This is a genomic window from Leucobacter sp. BZR 635 (assembly GCF_048061935.2).
In the GTDB taxonomy this organism is placed as follows: Bacteria; Actinomycetota; Actinomycetes; order Actinomycetales; family Microbacteriaceae; genus Leucobacter.
The window spans coordinates 15,054-33,820 of the sequence record NZ_JBLUNZ020000065.1; the positions used below are offsets into that span (position 1 = coordinate 15,054).

Genomic DNA, 18,767 nt, shown 5'->3' on the forward strand with positions numbered 1-18,767 from the left:
ACTCCTCCGGGGATCCTTGACGCACGTGCCCGGGCGTTTTATGGTGTTTCCAAGTAATTTCGAGGGAGAAACTATGAGCAAGCTTTCTTCGCGCCTCGGCGTGATTGGGGCGGTGAGCGCGCTGCTGCTCACCGGCGGAGCGGCCGCGGCCCACGCAGAACCGGTAGTTGAGCAAGCGGTTCCTCATCCCAGCTCCGGGCCGGTCAGCGGCGGTACCGCCGTCACCGTTCCCGCACCGCGGGGCGTGACATTTACCGAGATCTACCCGGGCGGGCTCCACACGCTCGCCACGGGATCCGACGGGCTCACCTACGCCTGGGGGTACAACGCCGAGGGACAGCTCGGCACGGGCGACAACACAACATCATGGCTCCCGAGGCCGATTACGCAGCCGGCCGGCGTGAGCTTCGTTGAGATCGACGCGGGGGCCTACCACACGGTCGCGCTCGGCTCCGACGGGAACGCCTACACCTGGGGTCAGAACTCCTCCGGCGAGATCGGCAACGGCACGACCACGAACATCAATGTGCCCACGAAGGTCGAGATTCCCGGTGGCGTAGCGATCGCCCAAATCAATGCTGGTGAGTACAACTCGATCGCCCTCGGGGTTGACGGGGCGATGTACGGCTGGGGCAAGAACAACGCAGGCCAGCTCGGCAGCGGGACTACCGGAAACCAACTCTCGCCCGTCGCCGCGGTCATCCCAGACGACGCGACACTCACCCAACTGAGTACGGGTGGACACCACACGCTCGCCCTCGCGGACGATGGCCGGGCATTCGGGTGGGGCCTGGGAACGCAGGGCCAGCTCGGCCAGGGTAGCTTCACCGGCTCGCTCGCCCCAGTCGAGGTGGTGCTGCCGCAGGACGTGACCTTCACGCGGGTGGATGCCGGTGGACACCACTCCCTGGGCCTCGGCGATGACGGCCGGGTGTACGCCTGGGGTGCGAACGCAAACGGCCAGCTCGGCAATGGCGGGGCCCCCTCCGCGAGCTCGAACGTCCCAGTGGCAGTGGACACTCCGCCCGGAGTCGAGTTCGACATGATCGAGGCGGGCATGATCGCCCCGAATGACGCGGCCGATGACGGCTCAAGCACCGGCGCATATCACTCGCTCGCGATTGCGAAGGACGGCACCACCTACGCGTGGGGCCGAAACCTCAACGGCCAACTCGGTGACGGGACAAACACCGACAGCGCAACGCCGGTCACGGTGAACGCCCCCGCGGGCGTGCAGTTCGTGTCCGTTGGCACCGGCCTGTTCCACTCGACCGCGATGGGCGACAACGGAGCGGCCTACACCTGGGGCTACAACGCGACTGGGCAGCTGGGCAACGATACCGACGTCGACGTGAACGAGCCGATCGAGGTGCGCATCCCCGTAGACGTCACCGAGGTCACCTTTGACGGGATCGCTGGCACCGACCTCACGCAGCTCGAAGACGGGAACTGGCAGGCGACGACCCCAGCGCACGCCGCCGGGCCCGTCGATGTCGTCGTGCGGGCGACCCAGTTCGGTGCCGAGCTTGAGCCGGTGGTGTACCCGGGCGGCTTCACCTACGTCGAAGACGACCCGCAGCCGCCGGTGCTGCCAACGATCACGTCGCCTGCAGACCTGACGGTCGACGCGGGCGACCCGGCTCGATTCTCGGTCACGACGACGGGCGACCCCGCTCCGACGGTGCTCTGGGAAGTGTCGAGCGACGGAGGAGTGACCTGGGGTGCGGTTGATGCCGCGTGGCAGGTCGCGACAGACGGCCACAGCTCAACTCTGACGCTCACCGCGACCGCTGAGCACTCCGGGCTGCAGTTCAGGGCGACAGCGACCGATGCCGCGAACCAGTCGGCGACGAGCGCAGCCGCGACCCTCACTGTGCTCACGCCGAGCGGGCCGGTTGGGCCGGGGGGATCCGGTGGCTCTGGAGGGTCTGGTGGAGCGATCACCCCCACGCAGCCGCTCCCACCGACCGGAGGTGAATCCGCGGCTGGGCCCGCGGCGCTCGCCGCATCGCTGCTCGCGCTCGGAATCGCTGCCCTCGCCACTGGCGTGGTGCGGGTGACGCGGCGCTCGCGCGGGTTACGCTGAGGCCGGGCCCGCCGCCCGCACCCCAGCTGGGCGGCGTGCCAGGTCAGAGAGCCGAAGTGAGGAGCAACATGCACGAATACTCATTTGTCCGCGTCGCCGTGAAGCGGCGGCGCGAGGGCGCAGTGCTGCAAAAGGACTACCGCGAGGTCATCACCGAGCAGGCCGCGGCAGGCTGGCGCTTTGTCCAAGCGATTCCCCTCGAGTCGCACGCCGAACCTCGGCTCGACCTCGTATTCAGCCGAAAGGTAAAGAAATGAAACACCCGCTGCGCCTGCTCCAGGCCTTCACCCTGTTCCTCGCCGGACTCTTCGGCTTCTTCGTATTCATGGGGAACCTCATGGACTACGACTCGAACTTCCAGTTCGTGAAACACGTGCTTTCGATGGACACCACCTTCGAAGGTAATGCGCTCATGTGGCGCGCGATTACCACCCCGTGGGTGTGGACAGCTGGCTACATCGGCATCATCATCGCCGAGGGTGCGTTCGCGCTGATCGCAATTATCGGTGCGGTGAAGCTCTTTCTGCGCCGTGACGCGAGCGTCGCCCACTACGACCGCGCGCGCGGTTGGGGCTACGCGGCCTACGCGCTCGGCTTCGCGATCTGGTTCATCGGCTTCATCATCATCGGCGCTGAGTGGTTCGCCATGTGGCAGTCAAGCTCCTGGAATGGCAAGGAAACCGCTATGGGCATCGTCACGCTCTGGGCTGGCTTCGCCGTGCTGCTCGCGATGAACGAGCCGGCACGTGAGGCCGAAGCGACCGCATAGCTTGGCCCCGGACACTACTGGCGGAGCCCTCAGCGCCGCTGGCGGAGCCCAAGGCACCGCCGGGGGAGCCCAAGGCACCGCTGGCGGAGCCGCAAGCACCGCTGGGGGAGCGTCGGAGCAGGTCTCCGAGCGCTCCTCCAAGCGGCGCTTTGCGCTGCAGATGCAGCAGCCGATTCCGCGTGCGACGCTGTTCGATCGCCTCGCCTTTCTGATCGGCGCGCTCGCCGCGGGCTGGCTCGCGGTGATCATCTCGATCCAGAGCGTGCGGTCGCCGTGGGCGCTGCTCCTGTTCATTCCCGTGTGGGCGATCACCGCGTATCTGGTGCTGCCGCGCCTCCACAAGCTGCTGTCGGATCTCTACGTGCCCGACTATTTCTTCGGACGCACCCGCACCGGCGACGGCCTCCTCGGAGACCCCGTGAACCTCGGTGTTGACGGCGGCGGCGAGCAGCTCGACACGGTGATGCGGCGCGCAGGGTGGCACCGGGCCGATGAGATCACGCTGCGATCCAGCTGGGGCATTATCGTCTCCACGCTCACCCGAAAGAGCTATCCGACCGCGCCCGTCTCACCGCTCATGCTCTTTGGCCGGCGGCACGATGTCGCCTACCAGCAGGAGGTCGCGGGCAACCCGAAGCAGCGCCACCACGTGCGCTTCTGGCACTGCCCTCCCGGCTGGCTGCTGCCAGGAGGCGCGAAGACCGACTGGCTCGGCGCGGGCACGTACGACACCGATGTCGGACTGTCGCTGTTCACGCTGCAGATCACCCACAAGATCGACGAGAACACTGACGAGGAACGCGATTTTGTTGTCGCGAGCGTGCGCGATGCCGCTCCCGAGGTCTCGGTGCGGACGCTCAGAGACTTCACGACGGGCTATCACGCGCGAAACGGTGGCGGCGACAGGTTCATCACCGACGGGCACCTGCCGGTGCTCGATGTGAGCGGCGTGATGCCCGACGACGCGTCGCCAGACCGGGCACCGGTCGTGCCGCAGACGGCGCAGGACGTGGTGGATCGTGCCCCGCTGAGCATCGCCATTGCGGTGCTCCTCATCATCGCCGGTGCGGTGATCGATCTCGTGGCGCTGTTCTTCGATGATGAGTTCCGTGATCTCTGGCAAGAGGCATCTGGAAGTATTGGGCACATTGTCGCGGTCGTCGGCACGGTTGTCGGCGGCGTCGTGATGCTCGGCCAGCTGTTCCTCGCCTGGCGGCTGCTCAAACGGGGACACCGGGCCAGGCAGCTGCTGATTCTGCTGCTTGCCTTCACCATCTTTGGGACGGCCGTCGGCTACATCCAGGGTCTCGAAGCCATCGGCCTCAATGGCACCCTGTTCTCGGCGTCACTCATGTGCCTCGCGTTGCTCGCCCTGACGAGCGAGCCGGCCGCGGCCTGGACACAGCGCCGCCATCTGCGCCGGCGCGACAGGGCCGACGCGCGCGCAACGACCAAGGATGACACGTCCGACGCCACGGGTGAATAAGTTTGGGGGCTCGCCACACTCTCAAGGCGGGGCACGCCTAGCCTAAACCGCTCAAAAGACATGTCCTCAGCGAAGTCAGGAGTGATTTGCGGTAAAAAGCCCATGACCTCGCTGAGGTCATGGCTGGTGAGCATTTCTCGGCGCTGAGGGCTAGACCTTTTATCGTGATGAGCCAGTTTCACGAGCCCAGAGGTGGTCCCGTGGGGCTGGCACTTCCGGCAGCTCGCTGAGCGGGCAGCCGGGCAGCTACGCGACCAGCGCGGTGAGGGCCCGGCGAACCCCGGAGGCAGCCGTCCGCCCCGCACGGTTCGCCCCGATTGTGCTCGCTGAGGGGCCGTAACCCACGAGCTGCACGCGCTCATCGACGACCGCTCCGGTGCCGCGGCCCGCCCGGTCGAGCTGGATCCCGCCCGCGGGGCTGCGCAGCGCGAGCGGCGAGAGGTGCGCGATCGCCGGCCGGAACCCTGTCGCCCAGATAATCGCGTCGACGCGCTCGAAGGATCCATCCGCCCAGCGGGCACCGTCGACCTCGAGACGTTCGAACATGGGACGACGGTCGGCATAGGCTCCGAGCCGCTCCGCCTCGCGCTCCTGCTCTCGCAGCGCGAGCCCGGTAACGCTCACGACGCTCATGGGCGGAAGCCCCGCCGCGACCCGCTCCTCGACGAGTGCGACCGCCGCCGCGCCGGCCTCGGGGGTGAAGTCGTCAGTGCGCCAGACCGGCTCGCGCCGGGTCGCCCAGAGTGTCTCGGTGAGCGGTGCGATCGCCCCGAGAAACTGCACGGCAGATGCCCCGCCACCGACAACGAGGGTGCGCTTGCCGCGGAAGTGCTCGGGCCCCGGGTAGGCAACGGTGTGGAACTGTTCGCCGCGGAACTCAGCGGCACCGGGATAGTGCGGAATGAACGGCTGCGTCCAGGTGCCCGTTGCGTTCACGATCGTGCGGGTGCGCCAGGAGCGATTGCCCGCGTGCACGGTGAGGATCCCGCTGCCTGTTGTGCCGCTGCCTGATGCGCCGCCGCCCGCCTCGTCGTCGACCCGATCCACCCGCACCGGGCGCTCGATCGGCAGCGCGTGCTCAGCCTCGTACGCCGCAAAGTAGGCGGGGATCGCCTCGTTCGCGCGCGCGAGCGTGAGTGGGGGCGGGGTGGATCCCGGGAGCTCGGCGACTCCGTGGACGTCGCGCATGGTGAGCGCATCCCAGCGATGCTGCCAGGCACCTCCCGGGGCGTCATTCGCGTCGAGCACGACGTGCGTGATCCCGAGCCGGCTGAGATGGTACGACGCGGAGAGCCCGGCCTGACCCGCGCCGATGACGAGGCTGTCGAGAACTGCCGATTCGGTCACGTGGCCGTTACGCCTTGCGGGGGCGCACCGGATGCTCGCTGAGGATCGAGATGCGGTTGAAGAGGTTGATTGTGGCGGCCACCCACTCGGCCGCGACGAAGGCGTCGTCGCCGAGCACGGTGCGGGCGCCGAAGAGATCGGCCTGCGCCTCCTCGCTCAGGGGGAGCTGCGTCGCGGCCTCGGCGACCGCGAGGGCGGCGCGCTCCCGCTCGCTGAAAAGTGTCGTCTCTCGCCAGGCCGGGAGCAGATCGATCTGCTGCTGCGGGACGCCGGCTTCGCGCGCTTCGCGGGTGTGGAGATCGAGGCAGAAGGCGCAGCCGTTGAGCTGCGATGCGCGGATCTTGATGAGCTCACCCTCGGTCGGGAGCAGTCCGCCGTCAGCGGCGGCCTTCGCGATCGCCTGTGAGTAGGCTCCGGCGGCTTTCCATGCCTCGGGCGCGGCTTTATCAAGATACGGGCGCATGGTGCTCCTTAGCTCGGTGAGACGTGACTCCAATTAACCAGAGCCACTTCTGTTCTGCGTCGCTGTTCTGCGTGTGGTGTCGCTGTTCTGCGTTTGGCTTGCCTGTGCGCTTGCGCTGTCTTCGCGATGATCCCTAGACTGCGGCCATGACCCAGCCGCAGCCCGAAGCCACGGAGCAACCGACAGCGAAGCGCACAGGGATGGTACTGGGGACAACCGCCGGACTCGCAACCCTATTCCTGCTGTTGCGGCTGCTCGCCGTGTCAGAGTGGGATTGGAACACCGCGGGGGCGATCGCGGACTCCCTCGATTTCGGCGATGCCCTGCCGATAGCCTTCGGCACGCTGTTCGCGCGCCCCGAGCTCACGGGCATACTCGTCGCGGTGCTGCTTCCCTTCGCGCTGCTGCGCGCGCTCTGGCCGCTCAGCGGACACGGATCCAGCGGCGGGCACGGCACGCTCAGCCTGAGTGGCGTGCTCGCTGCGATCGCGCTCGTCACCGTCGCGGTCGTGTGGGTGCGCACCTTCAATTCCTGGTGGGTCGTGATTGGGGCGGTCGTGCTCGGAGGGATCCTGCTCGCCGCCAGACTCATCTGGCGACGCGGCGTTGGCCGCCGAGTCGTGCTCGGCGTGCTCCGCAGCGCGGGGGCGCTCGCCGTCGTGGGCGTACTCGGCCTGGCCGTCGCCGTCGATACGCCGTGGATGTCGAAGGAGCGGATCGACGCCGGCGACGGCCCCTTCGAAGGATGGGTGCTCGAGGTGCAGCCCGGATTCGTGAAGGTCCTCACCGAGGAGCGGGACGTGCTCGTGCTGTTCACCGGCGACATCGTGGAGCGCGAGCTCGTCGAGGAGTAGCGGCACGGGACTCGCGAGTCATACCGACTGCGTTGTGAGTCGTGCAGACCGCGTTTCGTCTGGCGCGTCGCGCTGACGCCGCCGCGCCTACGGCCGCGCCTTCGGCCCGGTGAGCGCATCGCCGAGCGAGCGGAGGTGCGCGCGGCTGAGCGCTGCGGCGCGCTCGGAATCTCGTTCGGCGATCGCGGCGGCGAGGTCTGCGTGGTGGTCGTGGTCGGTCTCGTTGAAGTCCTCGCTGCCGAGCCCGCCGCGGAGTCGGAGCATCTCGATCATTGCGGGCCTGAGCCGCGGCGTGAATCCATCGAAGAGTTCGAGCAGGATCGGGTTACCCGCCGCATGCACCACCGCGCGATGGAACGCCGTGTCGGCATCGACGTGGGCCTCCACGGCCGTGTAGCTCAGCTTTCGCGCCGCAAGCGTCCGGCGGATCGCTCGAAGCTCGGTCGGGGTGCGCCTCGTCGCGGCGAGGCCTGCGCTCTCGGCCTCGATCGCGGTGCGCGCCTCGATCACTGCGAGGATGTCGGAGCGGCGAAGCACCAGATCCCAATCGTCGCGGGCCTCGAGTGAGGTCACAAAGACCCCCGACCCCTGGCGCGAGCTGAGCACGCCGAGGCCGGCGAGCTGCCTGATTGCCTCGCGCGCGGTCGAGCGCCCCACGCCGAGCTGCGCCGCGAGCGTCGTCTCTCCTGGCAGCTTCGCGCCGAGCGCCCACTCGCCGTTTCGTACGCGTTCGAGCAGCACGTCAGCTGCCTGGTCGGCGAGCGAGGATCGTTGCACCTGGGCCATGGTCTGCTGATCCAATCCGCGCAAAGTGCGCTACTTGTCTGAGGAGTTGTGTTACAGTCTACGCATGTTCCTTCGCGGATTCCTCCTTCTTCGCCGCCACGGCGGGGCGTAGCCAGACCGGCTCCCCGGCGTGGGGAGCTGTCGACGCCGGTCACCTTTGCTTTCGCAGAACAGGAACCAGCGCATGACGCACCACAACACCGTCCAGCCCGCAGCTCAGCCCACTGCTCAGCCTGCCGTCCAGCCGGCCGCCCCGGCGTGGAACCGCCAGCAACCCTCTGGCATGCCCTCGCACCGCTACCGTGACGCGCACTCACGCGTCGAGATCCCGCTCATCGAGCGCGCGTGGCCAACGAAGCGACTCACGCAGGCGCCGCTCTGGGTCCCGGTCGACCTGCGCGACGGGAACCAGGCACTTGCCGAGCCGATGGATCCCGAACGCAAGCGCCTCTTCTTCGAGCGCATGGTCGCGATGGGATACAAGGAAATCGAGGTCGGATACCCCTCGGCGTCGCAGACCGACTTCGACTTCGTGCGGCTCATCGCCGACACCGACATCGCCCCCGACGACGTCACGATCGTCGTGTTCACGGCCGCGCGGCGTGACCTTATCGAGCGGACCGTCGCCTCGATCGCGGGGATCTCGAACCCGGTCGTGATCCACATGTACACCGCGACCGCGCCCATGTGGCGCGACGCCGTGCTCGGGCACAGCCGCGAGTCGTTGAAGGAACTGATCCTCGCGGGCGGCCGCGACATGCTCGAGCTCGCGGGGCACCTGCCCAATGTGCGCTTCCAGTTCAGCCCCGAGGTGTTTAACCTCACCGAACCCGACTACGTGCTGGAAGTCTGCGACGCGATGACCGAGCTGTGGGACGCGCGGCCTGAGCGGCCGGTGATCCTCAACCTCCCGGCGACCGTCGAGATCGCGACCCCCAACATCTACGCCGACCAGATCGAGTACGTGCACACGCGGCTCGCGCGCCGCGACGGCGTGATCCTCTCGGTGCACCCGCACAACGACCGCGGCACCGGCATCGCGTGCGCGGAACTCGCGGTGCTCGCCGGCGCCCAACGCGTGGAGGGCTGCATCTTCGGCAACGGCGAGCGCACGGGCAACGTCGACATCGCGACCCTCGCGCTCAACCTGCATGCGCAGGGCATCGATCCGCAGATCGACTTCTCAGACATTGACGAGATCCGCCGCACCGTCGAATACTGCAACCGCATCGAGGTGCACCCGCGGCACCCCTACGTCGGCGACCTCGTGCACACGGCGTTCAGCGGCACGCACCAGGACGCGATCAAGAAGGGCTTCGCCGAGCACCGCGCGCGGGCCGCTGCAGCGGGGCTGCCCGAGAGCGACATCGAGTGGCGGGTGCCGTACCTGCCAATCGACCCGGCCGACATTGGCCGCAGCTACGACGCGGTGATCCGCGTGAACTCGCAGTCGGGGAAGGGCGGTATCGCCTACCTGCTCGAAAGCGAGTACGGGATCGAGCTGCCGAGGCGGCTGCAGATCGACCTCGCGCGCCGCGTGCAGCAGCACACCGACGCGAGCGGAGCCGAGGTGACGGCCGCCGCGATCTGGGAGATCTTTGCCGCAGCGTATCTCGCGCCGGCGCGTGGACATGCCGGGGCCCAGCCGGGCTCCGCCTTGACCGAGCCGGGCTCCGCCGGAACCGGGCAGGCTCTCGTGCTGGAGTCGTTCGCGAGCTCTGTCGAGGGTGGAGAGCCGAGCACGACACTCACCCTGCGTGTGTCGGGGGAGACCTTCGTGAGTACGCACAGCGGCACCGGGCCCGTCGAGGCGCTCACCGCGGCGCTCGCCGAGCACGGCGCACGCATCGAGGTGCTCGAGCTGCACCAGAGCAGCATGGGGTCCGGCAACGCGAGCGAGGCGATCACGCTCATCGAATACCGCGCCGCGGGAGGCGTTGCCTGGGCTGCTGGCCGCGACCGGTCCACGCTTGCTGCGACCCTCGCGGCGGTGATGCGGGCGGCGAACCACCGCGACTGAGGCGCTGGGGGCGGGGCTCGGCTGGGCTGGGCTGGGCCGGGCCCTGCGCTGCTCGGCTCTCCTCGGCTCCGCTCCGCTCTGCTCGGCTCGGCGTTGCGGGGCGGGGTGAGTCTCTGCGCCGCAGGGGCCAAACCCCGGGCCGCGCCGGTACAGTGGTCAGCACCATCCCCGCAACGAAGTGGAGACGACGCTATGAGCGACGCAGCACGTATTGGGCTCGGCATGATGCGCATTGAAACGCTCAGGGCAGAGGAAATTCGGGAGCTTTACGCCGGGGCGCGCGACGCTGGCGTGACGCTCTTCGACCACGCAGACATCTACGGGGGTGGCGATCACGGCTGTGAGCGCCGCTTCGCAGAGGCCCTGCGGCTCACGGCAGCGGAGCGCGGTGAGATTGTGCTGCAGACGAAGTGTGGGATCCGGCCAGGCAAACACGGCTTCGACTTCTCGGCGGAGTACATTGTGCGTCGTGCAGAGGAATCGCTCCAGGCGCTCGGCACCGACTACCTCGACGTGCTCATGCTTCACCGGCCAGACACCCTGGTCGAGCCGGAGGAGGTCGCCGCCGCCTTCAATGCGCTTGAGGAGAGCGGCAAGGTGCGATCCTTCGGGGTCTCGAACCACACCGCACGCCAGATCGAGCTGCTGAAGACGAGTGTCACCCAACCGATCGCCGTGAACCAGGTGCAGTTCGGGCTCGGCCACGCAGCGCTCGTCGCACAGGGCATTGCGGCGAACATGGAGGGGCTCAAGCAGTCGGCCGACCGCGATGGCGGGCTCCTTGAATACGCGCGCATCAAGGGCATCACGCTCGAAGCGTGGTCGCCGTTTCAACGCGGCTTCTTCAAGGGATCGATCTTCGAGCAGGGCGGGTTACGCGAGCTGCAACGGGTGCTCGGCAGGATCGCCGCGGAACACGGCACCACGCCCACCGCAATTGCGACTGCCTGGATCACTCGGCACCCGGCGAAGATGCGGGTCGTGCTCGGCAGCACCCGGGTGCACCGGGTCGCGGAGGCCGTTGTCGGCGCGCAGCTGCAGCTCACGCGGGCCGAATGGTACGAGCTGTTCGTTGCGGCGGGGTACGAGGTGCCGTAGCCGGAGAGCGCTGCTCGGCGAGGTCGCGTAAACTTGACCCTTTACGGTGGCGCACGCCGCCGGTATGCCAACTGCTGAGGGAGCCTCGAATGACCGCCGAACGCGAAGTACTCACCTGGGACGGGTTCGGCGACGCCACCCGTGAGCTCTCACGGAAGATCGTTGCCGACGGCTTCGCTCCTGAGGTCGTCGTTGCGATCGCACGCGGTGGGCTGCTGCCAGGAGGCGCGATCGCCTATGGTCTGGGCGCGAAGAACTGCGGTGCGCTGAACGTCGAGTTCTACACCGGCATCGGCACCGTGCTCGACAACCCGGAGGTGCTGCCGCCGGTGCTCGACCTTGCGTACCTCAAGGGCCGCCGAGTGCTGCTCGTTGATGACGTTGCCGACTCGGGGCGCACGCTCAAGCTTGCCGTCGAGCTGCTTACCGAGGAGGGTGCAGAGGTGCGCTCGGTCACGATCTACACCAAGCCGTCAACGGTGATCCAGCCTGACTATGCCTGGAAGGCGACGGATCAGTGGATCGACTTCCCCTGGTCCGCAGCCGGCTCGGTGATCGAAGAAGACGCGAACGCGGCAGAGCGCAGCGCCTAGCGGTTTGGCCCCCGCCCCGACCCGTGCCCGCCCAGCCGCCACCTCAACCGCCCCGTTTTTTCTAGTCTGAGCCTTGTACGGGCTGGAATAGGCTCACGCAGGAAAACTAGGGTCAGAGAGGAATGCCGGGCCGGGCCCCGCCTCAGCTACGCGAGCTGCTCGGCGCGGAGCGCGAACCACAGTTCGGCGCGATCCTCCGCACTCGCGAGCGAGCGACCCGTCAGCCGCTCGATGCGCGTCACCCGGTCACGCAGCGTGTTGCGGTGGATCCCGAGCGCGCTCGCCGCAGGCCCGCGCTGCCCGTCGGACACGAAGAGCGCGTGCAGCGTCTCGCAGAGCAGCTCCCGGTCGGGTTCCGTAGCCGGCTGCCCGTCGGGCCCCGTTGCCGCGAGCGGGCCGAGCACTTCGCGGCTGAGCGCGATCGCGCCGTGTTGGGGAGAGGATCCCAGGCTGAGCACTGCCTCAAGGAATGGGGCGTCGCGATCCGCCCAGATCACCTGTGCGCGCCGCGGCTCGGCGTAGAGCGAGGCACGGCCCGGAAGATCTCGCAGCCGTGACTGTGCGGAACGCACGCTCAGTGGGAGCGCGTCTGGCGAGACCGAGCGACCAACGACGAGGTCGAGGCCGTGTTGGGTGATCCGCGTGACGGCGGAATCTGGTGCGGCACCGTCGGCGATCTGCCAGGCCCGGGCAAGGCCCCCCGGGAGTTCCTCGGAGGACCCGATGAACCTGTCGAGTCCGACTCGGGGTTCGCCGCGCCACGCCGAAATGTCTTCCGGCGACCCCTGCACGACGATCGCGCGAACGGTATCGGGCAGGCTGAGCCCGGGGGAGAGCATCTCCGCGGTGGCCGCGGGAAAGACGCCGGTGAGGATCCGCTCAGTGAGCAGCTCCCACCGTTCACGCTCGGCCCGATCTGACGCGCGATCGCTGCGCACGCTGAATCCGAGCGCCATCGCGCCAGCGGCGATGACCGAACTGCCCTCGGGCGTGAGCGGCCCGGTGCCCGCGATCGCGAGCCGCAGCGAGCCCTCGGTGTCGAGCGCCACCAGCTCGGCTCCCTCGGGCTGGAATCCCTGCGTGCTGGCGAGCACTCGGTCTGGACCGGAGAGGAGTGCGAGCTGGCGACCCGTTGCCTGGGAGATACTCGCGAGGACCTCAGCGGGGTCCTGTGTGCCTCGCGCGCTGTCGAGCAGGCGAAGCTGTACCTGCAGCGCGGAGCGCGCGGCGCGCAGCTCGTCGGAGCGCAGCAGGCCCGCGACGGCTTTGCTCACCGCGATAAACGGGACGGGGAGGGGGATCTCGAAGAGGGCGACCCGGTAGGTGCTCGCTGCGTGGAGGAGCGGGGTCGGCACGGTGTCGTGGTTGACGCCCACGCCGAAGCCGATCGCGGCAACGCGCGCCCGGCTGAGACCTGCGACGAAGTCTCGCCAGCCCGGGTCGTCCGGCCCGAGAGACAGCCCCGTTGTCATGATGATCTCCCCGCCCTCGAGGTAGTCGTTCATACGGAGCAGTTCGGTGATTGATACCCAGCTCAGTTCAGGATCCCCAGGCCCAGCCTGCAGCAGTGAGAGACCGAGCTCGGGCAGTTCGAGCAATTGGGAGAGCGTCGCCATGGTGTCATTATCGCACAGGGTTCGGCGTTGTGGCTGTGCAAGTATCGCCCGCCTCGATTGTGCGTTTCACCTACAGTGGGGCTATGACAACAGTAGGTCCGCTCGCAGGTATTCGCGTCGCTGACTTCTCGCGAGTGCTCGCTGGCCCGCACGCCACGATGCTGCTCGCAGACTTCGGTGCCGACGTTATTAAGATCGAGAGCCCTGAGGGCGACGGCACTCGGCAGTGGTCTCCGCCGCAAAACGCGATCGGTCAGAGCACCTACTTTGCCGGCGTGAATCGTGGCAAGCGCTCGATCGTCTGCGACCTTCGTAGCGAAGATGGTGTTGCGCATGCCCGCGAGCTCGCTGCGACAGCTGACGTCGTTATCGAGAACTTTAAGCCGGGCACGATGGACAAGTTCGGCCTGAGCTACGCGGAGCTCGCTGAGCTCAACCCGGGCGTCATCTACTGCTCGATCTCGGGCTTCGGCGATGCCGAGGGCCGCGACCTGCCCGGCTACGACCTGCTGGTGCAGGCCGTCGGCGGGCTCATGAGCATCACCGGTCAGGCCGACGACGCGGGCGGCGAGCCCACGAAGGTGGGCGTTGCGCTCGTCGACATTCTCACCGGACTCAACGCCGTCATCGGCATCCAGGCCGCGCTGCGGGCCCGCGACGGTGAGTACGGTACCGGCCGCGGCCAGCACGTGAAGGTCACCCTGCTCGGTTCCCTGCTCTCGGCGCTCGCGAACCAGGCGTCGTCGACACTCGAGACCGGCGTCTCGCCGGGCCGCATGGGGAACGCTCACCCGTCGATCGCGCCGTACGAGACGTTTCACGCGGCGGATCAGTCGGTTGCGCTCGCGGTCGGTACCGATGGCCAGTTCACGCGGCTCTGCGAGGTGCTCGGGATCCCTGAGCTTGCCGCCGACGTGCGCTTCACGACCAACCCGGCCCGCGTCGCGAACCGCTTCGAGCTCCGCGCCGCGCTCGAAGAGCGGCTGCGCACCCGCAACGCCGACGAGTGGATCAAGGCCTTCACGGCCGCAAACATCCCGGCCGGCCGAGTGAACACGATCGCGCAGGCGATCGAGCTTGCCGAGTCGCTCGGTCTCGACGCAGTCGCCGAGACCACGGGCGTTGCCGCTGACGGCACCGAACATACGCTGCGCTCGGTGGCGGCGCCGATCCACTTCTCGGAAACCCCCGCGCGCTACACGACGCCGCCACCCGGCGTCGGCGAGCATCAGGGCGCGACCTGGCTTCCGCGCTAACTTCCGCTGCATCCCCCACGAACAAAGGAAACTCATGACCACCACGATTGACCAGCTGTTCAACGTCGCCGACTTCGTCACTGAAGAGGAGCGCGAATGGCAGCTCAAGGCACGCGAGTTCGCGCAGACTCGCATCAACCCCATCATCGACCAGGCGTTTGAAGACCGTCGCCTGCCCGTCGAGCTGCTCCCCGAGGTCGGTGAGTTCGGTGCGTTCGGCATGTACATGGAGGGCTACGGCCTCCGCGGTGCATCGTCGGTCGCGTACGGACTCGTCGCGATGGAGTTCGAGGCGGCTGACTCGGGCTTCCGCACCGCACTCTCCGTGCAGGGCTCGCTCGCAATGGGCGCGATCTACAAGTTCGGCTCGGAGGAGCAGAAGCAGCAGTGGCTGCCCGCGATGGGTCGCGGCGAGGCCATCGGCTTCTTCGGTCTCACCGAGCCGCAGGGCGGTTCCGACCCCAACACGATGCTCACCTCGGCCCGCCGTGACGGCGACCAGTGGGTGCTCAACGGAAAGAAGCGCTGGATCGGCCTCGCCACCATCGCGCAGGTCGGCGTGATCTGGGCGAAGGATGAGGAGGGCGTTGTACGCGGCTTCGTCGTGCCGACCGAGACCGAGGGATTCAAGGCGACCGCGATCGAGAACAAGCTCTCGATGCGCGCTTCGCTGCAGACTGAGATCGAGCTCACTGATGTGCGCCTGCCTGCAGACGCGATCCTTCCCGGCGCGAAGGGCCTCTCGGCTCCGTTCAAGTGCCTGAACGAGGCTCGTTACGGGATCGCCTGGGGCGTCATGGGCGCGGCGCGCTCCTGCCTCGAAGCGGCGGTCGAGCGCTCACAGACGCGCGAGGTGTTCGGAACCCCGATCGGCGGCAAGCAGATCATCCAGGCGCAGCTCGCCGATATGTTCGTCGAGTACGAGAAGGGCATGCTGCTCGCACTGCACCTTGGGCGTCTCAAGGACTCGGGCCAGCTCACCTACGGCCAGATCTCGGTTGGCAAGCTCAACAACGTGCGCGAGGCCATCAAGATCGCCGGCAACTGCCGTTCGATCCTCGGTGGTGACGGTATCACGAGCGACTTCCCAGTGATGCGCCACATGGCAAACCTCGAGTCGGTGCGCACCTACGAGGGCACGGACGAAGTCCACCAGCTGGTCATCGGTCGCGAGCTTACGGGAATCGCAGCCTTCTAGGCCTACTCTGACCGGCTTGCGCGCCTGCGCGCGGGCCCGTCTGCGGTTTTCAGGCGTGAAGACGGTTGCGGTGCCGAACCCTTCGGGGTGTGGCACCGCAACCGTCTTTTGCATGTTCGATGGTGCAGTGTGTCGCTCGGTGTGGATCGGTGTAGCGCGGTTTCGCTTGGCGTCGTGCTGTGTCGGACGGTGTGGCTCGGTGCAGCGCGGTGCAACGGGGCCCGGCGCGTTAGGGTGCGGCACAGTGCTTGGGTTGCTTGGGCAGCTTGAGCTGCTGGGGCTGCGTGGGTTGCATGGCCTGTGAGGGGTTGCTTGCGCTGCGGGGACCGTGCGGCGCAGCGAGGTCAGAAGGGATGAACTGAATCGACCGGTTCGAATCTCACCCGGCTGCTGGCGGAAGTGCGGTCGGGTCGCCGTACCGACGTAGCCCGCTGTCCGGATGCCTGCCCGGACCGCTGCCCTGCCCGCCGCGCTGAACCCTGTTCTGCCCGCCGTGTGGCACGGTGCTCGGGGAGTCGGTCGGGCGGCCTGTCTGGGTAGACGCGCCCGGTTGGGGAGGTCCAGATCATCACGCCGCCACTGCGCTGTTCAACTGTCCAGTCGGTGCTGCCCTTGAGGGTGTGATGCCTGCGGCACAGATGGGCCAGATTGTCGGTAGCTGTGGGCCCGCCAAGTGCTGCGTCGATGGTGTGGTCAATCTCCGAGCGATACGTCGGAGAGACACAGCCGGGGAATCGGCACCGGCCATCGCGGGCAACGAGGAATCGTTGCTGGGGCTTCGCTGGGCGGTAGGTATCCGTGCGAATGACTACGCCAGTGTGCGCGCACACGGTTGTCAGATCCCACTGCTGATTGGCGGCAATGAGTGGCCGAACGCTGTCGATGTCGACCGGGCCGTAGCCTTGGAGTTCACACTTCACTGTCCCGCTCGGCGGGAGCACGGTGTCGCGAATCACGGTGCCGCCATGCTTGACGAGAAGCGCATCGAGGCCCTCCGGCGTGATGACGAGTTGAACGCGGCCCCGGAGCTCAGCGCCCACCGGCTGGGAGGCGGTTTCGGCAGTGACAAAGGGGTCGCGCGACAGGAGCTCATGCAGGGCGTCAACCCTAATCTCGTCGAGCCCGCGAGTATCGGTGCGATCGGACGCAGCCTCCGCGGGGTCGGAACGCCCAGGATCGGGCGGTGCGGGAACGGAACGCCCGGGATCGGGCGGTGCAGCAGCAGACGGCGAGGGAACCGACGGTACCGGGACCGGCGGCGCAGGAATAGTCTTGCGCTTCACTGCCTTCGCTAAGCGTGTGAGGTGGTCGTAGAGCCCGTACGCCTGCACTGCCGGCAGGTAGACGCAAAGCTCCGCCATTCCGTCACTCATCTCAACAACGGTGACTCTGCGGCGGAGCGTCTCCGCGGCCTGCCGGGCCTCGATCGGTTCGACCGCCCACTGCTCGGCAAGTCGCTTCGCGATGGGCTTCAGGCGATTGGGCGACTCCTCGAGCGCGAACGCGAGCACCGCGTGCTCATACTCCTTGAGTCGAGCCGCGGCGAGCGCGGTCTGCTCGGCGATAAGTTGGCGTGCCGCCTCTTCTACCCCGGTTGCCGTGAGGTTCGTGATGGCCCGGCCTGCAGCAGTGATCACTTCAGCGTGCGCCACCGCGATGCGCCCCTCGCGCAACAGCGCGGCGGTGTCGAGATACTCATGGTCAAGCGCAGCCGCGAGGCCCAGCAACTGGTCGACGCGGTACTCACTCACGCCGAGCGCGAGGGCTGCCTCAGTCTTGTATGCCCGGAATGCCATCTCGCCGGGCGGGAGCGCCCGATAGCCGCGCGCGAGCAGCTCGAACCGTTTCGCTTCAGCACACCGGATATCGCGTGCGACCTCCTCGAGGCCGTCGATTGCCTCCGCGCGGAAATCGGATGGTGAAGTCATGCCCGAAGTCAATCACGCGCCTTCGACGTGTAGGTGCGCGAGTTGGTTGAAGTGGAAAACTACCGGGCAAAAGTTCGCCGGGCTGAACTGTGGGGAACGCACCGACCTCAGAGCGCTCCCGCTCGGCTACTTCACCAGCCCAGAGTCAATGAAACGGTCGTCGTCGGGGCGAGGATCCACACGGCCGTCCGTATTGTTGCTCAGTAGCCAGAGCTTGCCGTCGGGGGAGACGGTGACATCGCGGATGCGCCCGTACTCCTCAATAAAGTAGTCCGTGTTTGCCGCGAGATCCGCGAGCGGCACGGTGCGCACCCGCTGGCCGCGGAGGTTCGCAATGTAGATCGTGTCGCCGAGAATCGCGATGCCGCTCGGGCTCGCGTCGGCGGGCCGCCACTGCTGCACCGGATCCACGAAGCGGTCGTCGCCGGCGATGCCCTCGACTTCTGGCCAGCCGTAGTTGGCGCCAGCCTTGATGACGTTGAGTTCATCCCAGGTGTCCTGCCCGAACTCGCTCGAGTACATCGTGCCGTCTGTGGCCCAGGCGATCCCTTGCGGGTTGCGGTGGCCGTAGCTGTACACGGGGGATCCGTCGAACGGGTTGTCCGCGGGAATCGCGCCGTCCGGAGCAAGGCGGAGGATCTTGCCGCCCGGGCTCGCGAGATCTTGCGAGAGCCAGGGCTGTGCTGCATCGCCCGCCGTCACGTAGAGCATGCCGTCGGGGCCGAACGCGATCCGTCCGCCGTTGTGGGAGGCGGCACTGGGAAGGCCGTCGATGATTGTGGTCGGGTCGCCGAGGGCGAGGGATCCTGGCTCTCCCGTGATGGCAAAGCGCTGCACGCGGTTGCCACCGGCGGCCGTCGAGTAGGCGTAGAGGTGCTCTGGCTGAGTGCCCGCGTCGGCGGGCGACACTGCCAGGCCCAGCAAGCCGCCCTCGCCGCCGTGGACCACGCCAGGGACCGTCATGATCTCGCGGGCCGAGCCATCCTCGGCGAGCTCGAGCAGCTTCGCGCTATCGCGCTCACTCACGAGAGCTGAGTTTCCGACGAACGCGACTGACCAGGGGGCTGTGAGATTGAGCGTCGGTTGGCGGGGCCCAAGCGGCTCCGGTGTCTCGCTGGCCGCGGGTGTCTCACTCGACGGGGCAGGGGGAGGAGTCGGCGTCGCCTCGGGCTCGGGGGCGCACCCCGAAAGGGCAAGCAGTATCGCGGCCGAAGCTGCGATGAGGGTGAGCGGGCGTCGTGAAGTGTGCATGATGTCCTCTCTCTAT

General features: G+C 67.6%; 16 protein-coding genes. 10 read left to right on the plus strand and 6 right to left on the minus strand.

The annotated features are described in order from the left end of the window. Nucleotides 1–73: 73 nt before the first annotated feature. From ACI1US_RS12655 to ACI1US_RS12670, 4 genes are all read left to right on the plus strand, one after another. The gene (locus ACI1US_RS12655; RefSeq protein WP_461640794.1) at nucleotides 74–2,086 is read left to right on the plus strand and encodes an RCC1 domain-containing protein; all 2,013 of its coding nucleotides are present in this window, start codon (nucleotides 74–76) and stop codon (nucleotides 2,084–2,086) included. A 68-nt stretch (nucleotides 2,087–2,154) separates the two neighbouring features. Continuing rightward, nucleotides 2,155–2,343, plus strand: a complete 189-nt coding sequence (locus tag ACI1US_RS12660) for a DUF4177 domain-containing protein (protein WP_461640795.1) — start codon at nucleotides 2,155–2,157, stop codon at nucleotides 2,341–2,343. Continuing rightward, on the plus strand, nucleotides 2,340–2,855 hold the full coding sequence (locus ACI1US_RS12665) for a DUF2165 family protein (protein WP_461640796.1): 516 nt from the start codon (nucleotides 2,340–2,342) through the stop codon (nucleotides 2,853–2,855). The genes ACI1US_RS12660 and ACI1US_RS12665 overlap by 4 nt, the downstream gene beginning before the upstream one ends. A 1-nt stretch (nucleotide 2,856) precedes the next feature. Continuing rightward, nucleotides 2,857–4,341 (plus strand): LssY C-terminal domain-containing protein, encoded by a 1,485-nt coding sequence (locus ACI1US_RS12670; RefSeq protein ID WP_461640797.1) that lies wholly within the window; start codon nucleotides 2,857–2,859, stop codon nucleotides 4,339–4,341. A 246-nt stretch (nucleotides 4,342–4,587) separates the two neighbouring features. Here ACI1US_RS12670 and ACI1US_RS12675 read toward each other — a convergent pair whose 3' ends face one another. Further along, complete coding sequence (locus tag ACI1US_RS12675; RefSeq protein WP_461640798.1) at nucleotides 4,588–5,688, minus strand: NAD(P)-binding domain-containing protein; 1,101 nt, start codon at nucleotides 5,686–5,688, stop codon at nucleotides 4,588–4,590. A 7-nt stretch (nucleotides 5,689–5,695) separates the two neighbouring features. Next, nucleotides 5,696–6,151 carry a carboxymuconolactone decarboxylase family protein gene (locus tag ACI1US_RS12680; RefSeq protein WP_461640799.1) on the minus strand — a complete coding sequence of 152 codons (456 nt, stop codon included), beginning with the start codon at nucleotides 6,149–6,151 and terminating at the stop codon, nucleotides 5,696–5,698. Nucleotides 6,152–6,297: 146 nt separating this feature from the next. Between ACI1US_RS12680 and ACI1US_RS12685 the strand changes: the two genes are divergently transcribed. Further along, on the plus strand, nucleotides 6,298–7,005 hold the full coding sequence (locus ACI1US_RS12685; protein WP_461640800.1) for a hypothetical protein: 708 nt from the start codon (nucleotides 6,298–6,300) through the stop codon (nucleotides 7,003–7,005). Between the two features lie 87 nt (nucleotides 7,006–7,092). Here ACI1US_RS12685 and ACI1US_RS12690 read toward each other — a convergent pair whose 3' ends face one another. Then, nucleotides 7,093–7,806, minus strand: coding sequence for a FadR/GntR family transcriptional regulator (locus ACI1US_RS12690; protein ID WP_461640801.1), 714 nt, complete (start codon nucleotides 7,804–7,806; stop codon nucleotides 7,093–7,095). 268 nt (nucleotides 7,807–8,074) lie between these two features. Between ACI1US_RS12690 and ACI1US_RS12695 the strand changes: the two genes are divergently transcribed. The 3 genes from ACI1US_RS12695 to ACI1US_RS12705 all read left to right on the plus strand — a co-directional run bounded on the left by ACI1US_RS12695 (nucleotide 8,075) and on the right by ACI1US_RS12705 (nucleotide 11,502). Then, nucleotides 8,075–9,811, plus strand: coding sequence for a 2-isopropylmalate synthase (locus ACI1US_RS12695; protein ID WP_461640840.1), 1,737 nt, complete (start codon nucleotides 8,075–8,077; stop codon nucleotides 9,809–9,811). Nucleotides 9,812–10,003: 192 nt separating this feature from the next. Further along, entirely contained in the window at nucleotides 10,004–10,909 is a 906-nt protein-coding gene (locus tag ACI1US_RS12700) for an aldo/keto reductase (protein WP_461640802.1), read from the plus strand. Nucleotides 10,910–10,998: 89 nt separating this feature from the next. Beyond that, nucleotides 10,999–11,502 (plus strand): phosphoribosyltransferase, encoded by a 504-nt coding sequence (locus tag ACI1US_RS12705; RefSeq protein ID WP_461640803.1) that lies wholly within the window; start codon nucleotides 10,999–11,001, stop codon nucleotides 11,500–11,502. 146 nt (nucleotides 11,503–11,648) lie between these two features. Here the strand turns inward: ACI1US_RS12705 and ACI1US_RS12710 are convergent, their stop codons facing one another. After that, nucleotides 11,649–13,118 (minus strand): PucR family transcriptional regulator, encoded by a 1,470-nt coding sequence (locus ACI1US_RS12710; RefSeq protein WP_461640804.1) that lies wholly within the window; start codon nucleotides 13,116–13,118, stop codon nucleotides 11,649–11,651. Nucleotides 13,119–13,201: 83 nt separating this feature from the next. On the opposite strand from ACI1US_RS12710, the gene ACI1US_RS12715 reads away from it, so the two are divergent. Next, nucleotides 13,202–14,374 carry a CaiB/BaiF CoA transferase family protein gene (locus tag ACI1US_RS12715; RefSeq protein WP_416550265.1) on the plus strand — a complete coding sequence of 391 codons (1,173 nt, stop codon included), beginning with the start codon at nucleotides 13,202–13,204 and terminating at the stop codon, nucleotides 14,372–14,374. A 34-nt stretch (nucleotides 14,375–14,408) separates the two neighbouring features. Then, nucleotides 14,409–15,572 (plus strand): acyl-CoA dehydrogenase family protein, encoded by a 1,164-nt coding sequence (locus ACI1US_RS12720; RefSeq protein ID WP_416550264.1) that lies wholly within the window; start codon nucleotides 14,409–14,411, stop codon nucleotides 15,570–15,572. A 344-nt stretch (nucleotides 15,573–15,916) separates the two neighbouring features. Here ACI1US_RS12720 and ACI1US_RS12725 read toward each other — a convergent pair whose 3' ends face one another. Beyond that, entirely contained in the window at nucleotides 15,917–17,500 is a 1,584-nt protein-coding gene (locus ACI1US_RS12725; protein ID WP_461640805.1) for an HNH endonuclease signature motif containing protein, read from the minus strand. Nucleotides 17,501–17,626: 126 nt separating this feature from the next. Continuing rightward, a complete protein-coding gene (locus tag ACI1US_RS12730) occupies nucleotides 17,627–18,751 on the minus strand; it encodes a PQQ-dependent sugar dehydrogenase (RefSeq protein WP_461640806.1) in 1,125 nt (374 codons plus the stop codon). Nucleotides 18,752–18,767 lie beyond the last annotated feature (16 nt).

Bases quoted from the DNA above. Each gene is read 5' to 3' on its own strand.
- ACI1US_RS12655 (WP_461640794.1), top strand. From the start codon at position 74: ATGAGCAAGCTTTCTTCGCGCCTCGGCGTGATTGGGGCGGTGAGCGCG.
- ACI1US_RS12660 (WP_461640795.1), top strand. From the start codon at position 2,155: ATGCACGAATACTCATTTGTCCGCGTCGCCGTGAAGCGGCGGCGCGAG.
- ACI1US_RS12665 (WP_461640796.1), top strand. From the start codon at position 2,340: ATGAAACACCCGCTGCGCCTGCTCCAGGCCTTCACCCTGTTCCTCGCC.
- ACI1US_RS12680 (WP_461640799.1), bottom strand. From the start codon at position 6,151: ATGCGCCCGTATCTTGATAAAGCCGCGCCCGAGGCATGGAAAGCCGCC.
- ACI1US_RS12685 (WP_461640800.1), top strand. From the start codon at position 6,298: ATGACCCAGCCGCAGCCCGAAGCCACGGAGCAACCGACAGCGAAGCGC.
- ACI1US_RS12695 (WP_461640840.1), top strand. From the start codon at position 8,075: ATGCCCTCGCACCGCTACCGTGACGCGCACTCACGCGTCGAGATCCCG.
- ACI1US_RS12700 (WP_461640802.1), top strand. From the start codon at position 10,004: ATGAGCGACGCAGCACGTATTGGGCTCGGCATGATGCGCATTGAAACG.
- ACI1US_RS12705 (WP_461640803.1), top strand. From the start codon at position 10,999: ATGACCGCCGAACGCGAAGTACTCACCTGGGACGGGTTCGGCGACGCC.
- ACI1US_RS12710 (WP_461640804.1), bottom strand. From the start codon at position 13,118: ATGGCGACGCTCTCCCAATTGCTCGAACTGCCCGAGCTCGGTCTCTCA.
- ACI1US_RS12715 (WP_416550265.1), top strand. From the start codon at position 13,202: ATGACAACAGTAGGTCCGCTCGCAGGTATTCGCGTCGCTGACTTCTCG.
- ACI1US_RS12720 (WP_416550264.1), top strand. From the start codon at position 14,409: ATGACCACCACGATTGACCAGCTGTTCAACGTCGCCGACTTCGTCACT.
- ACI1US_RS12725 (WP_461640805.1), bottom strand. From the start codon at position 17,500: ATGACTTCACCATCCGATTTCCGCGCGGAGGCAATCGACGGCCTCGAG.
- ACI1US_RS12730 (WP_461640806.1), bottom strand. From the start codon at position 18,751: ATGCACACTTCACGACGCCCGCTCACCCTCATCGCAGCTTCGGCCGCG.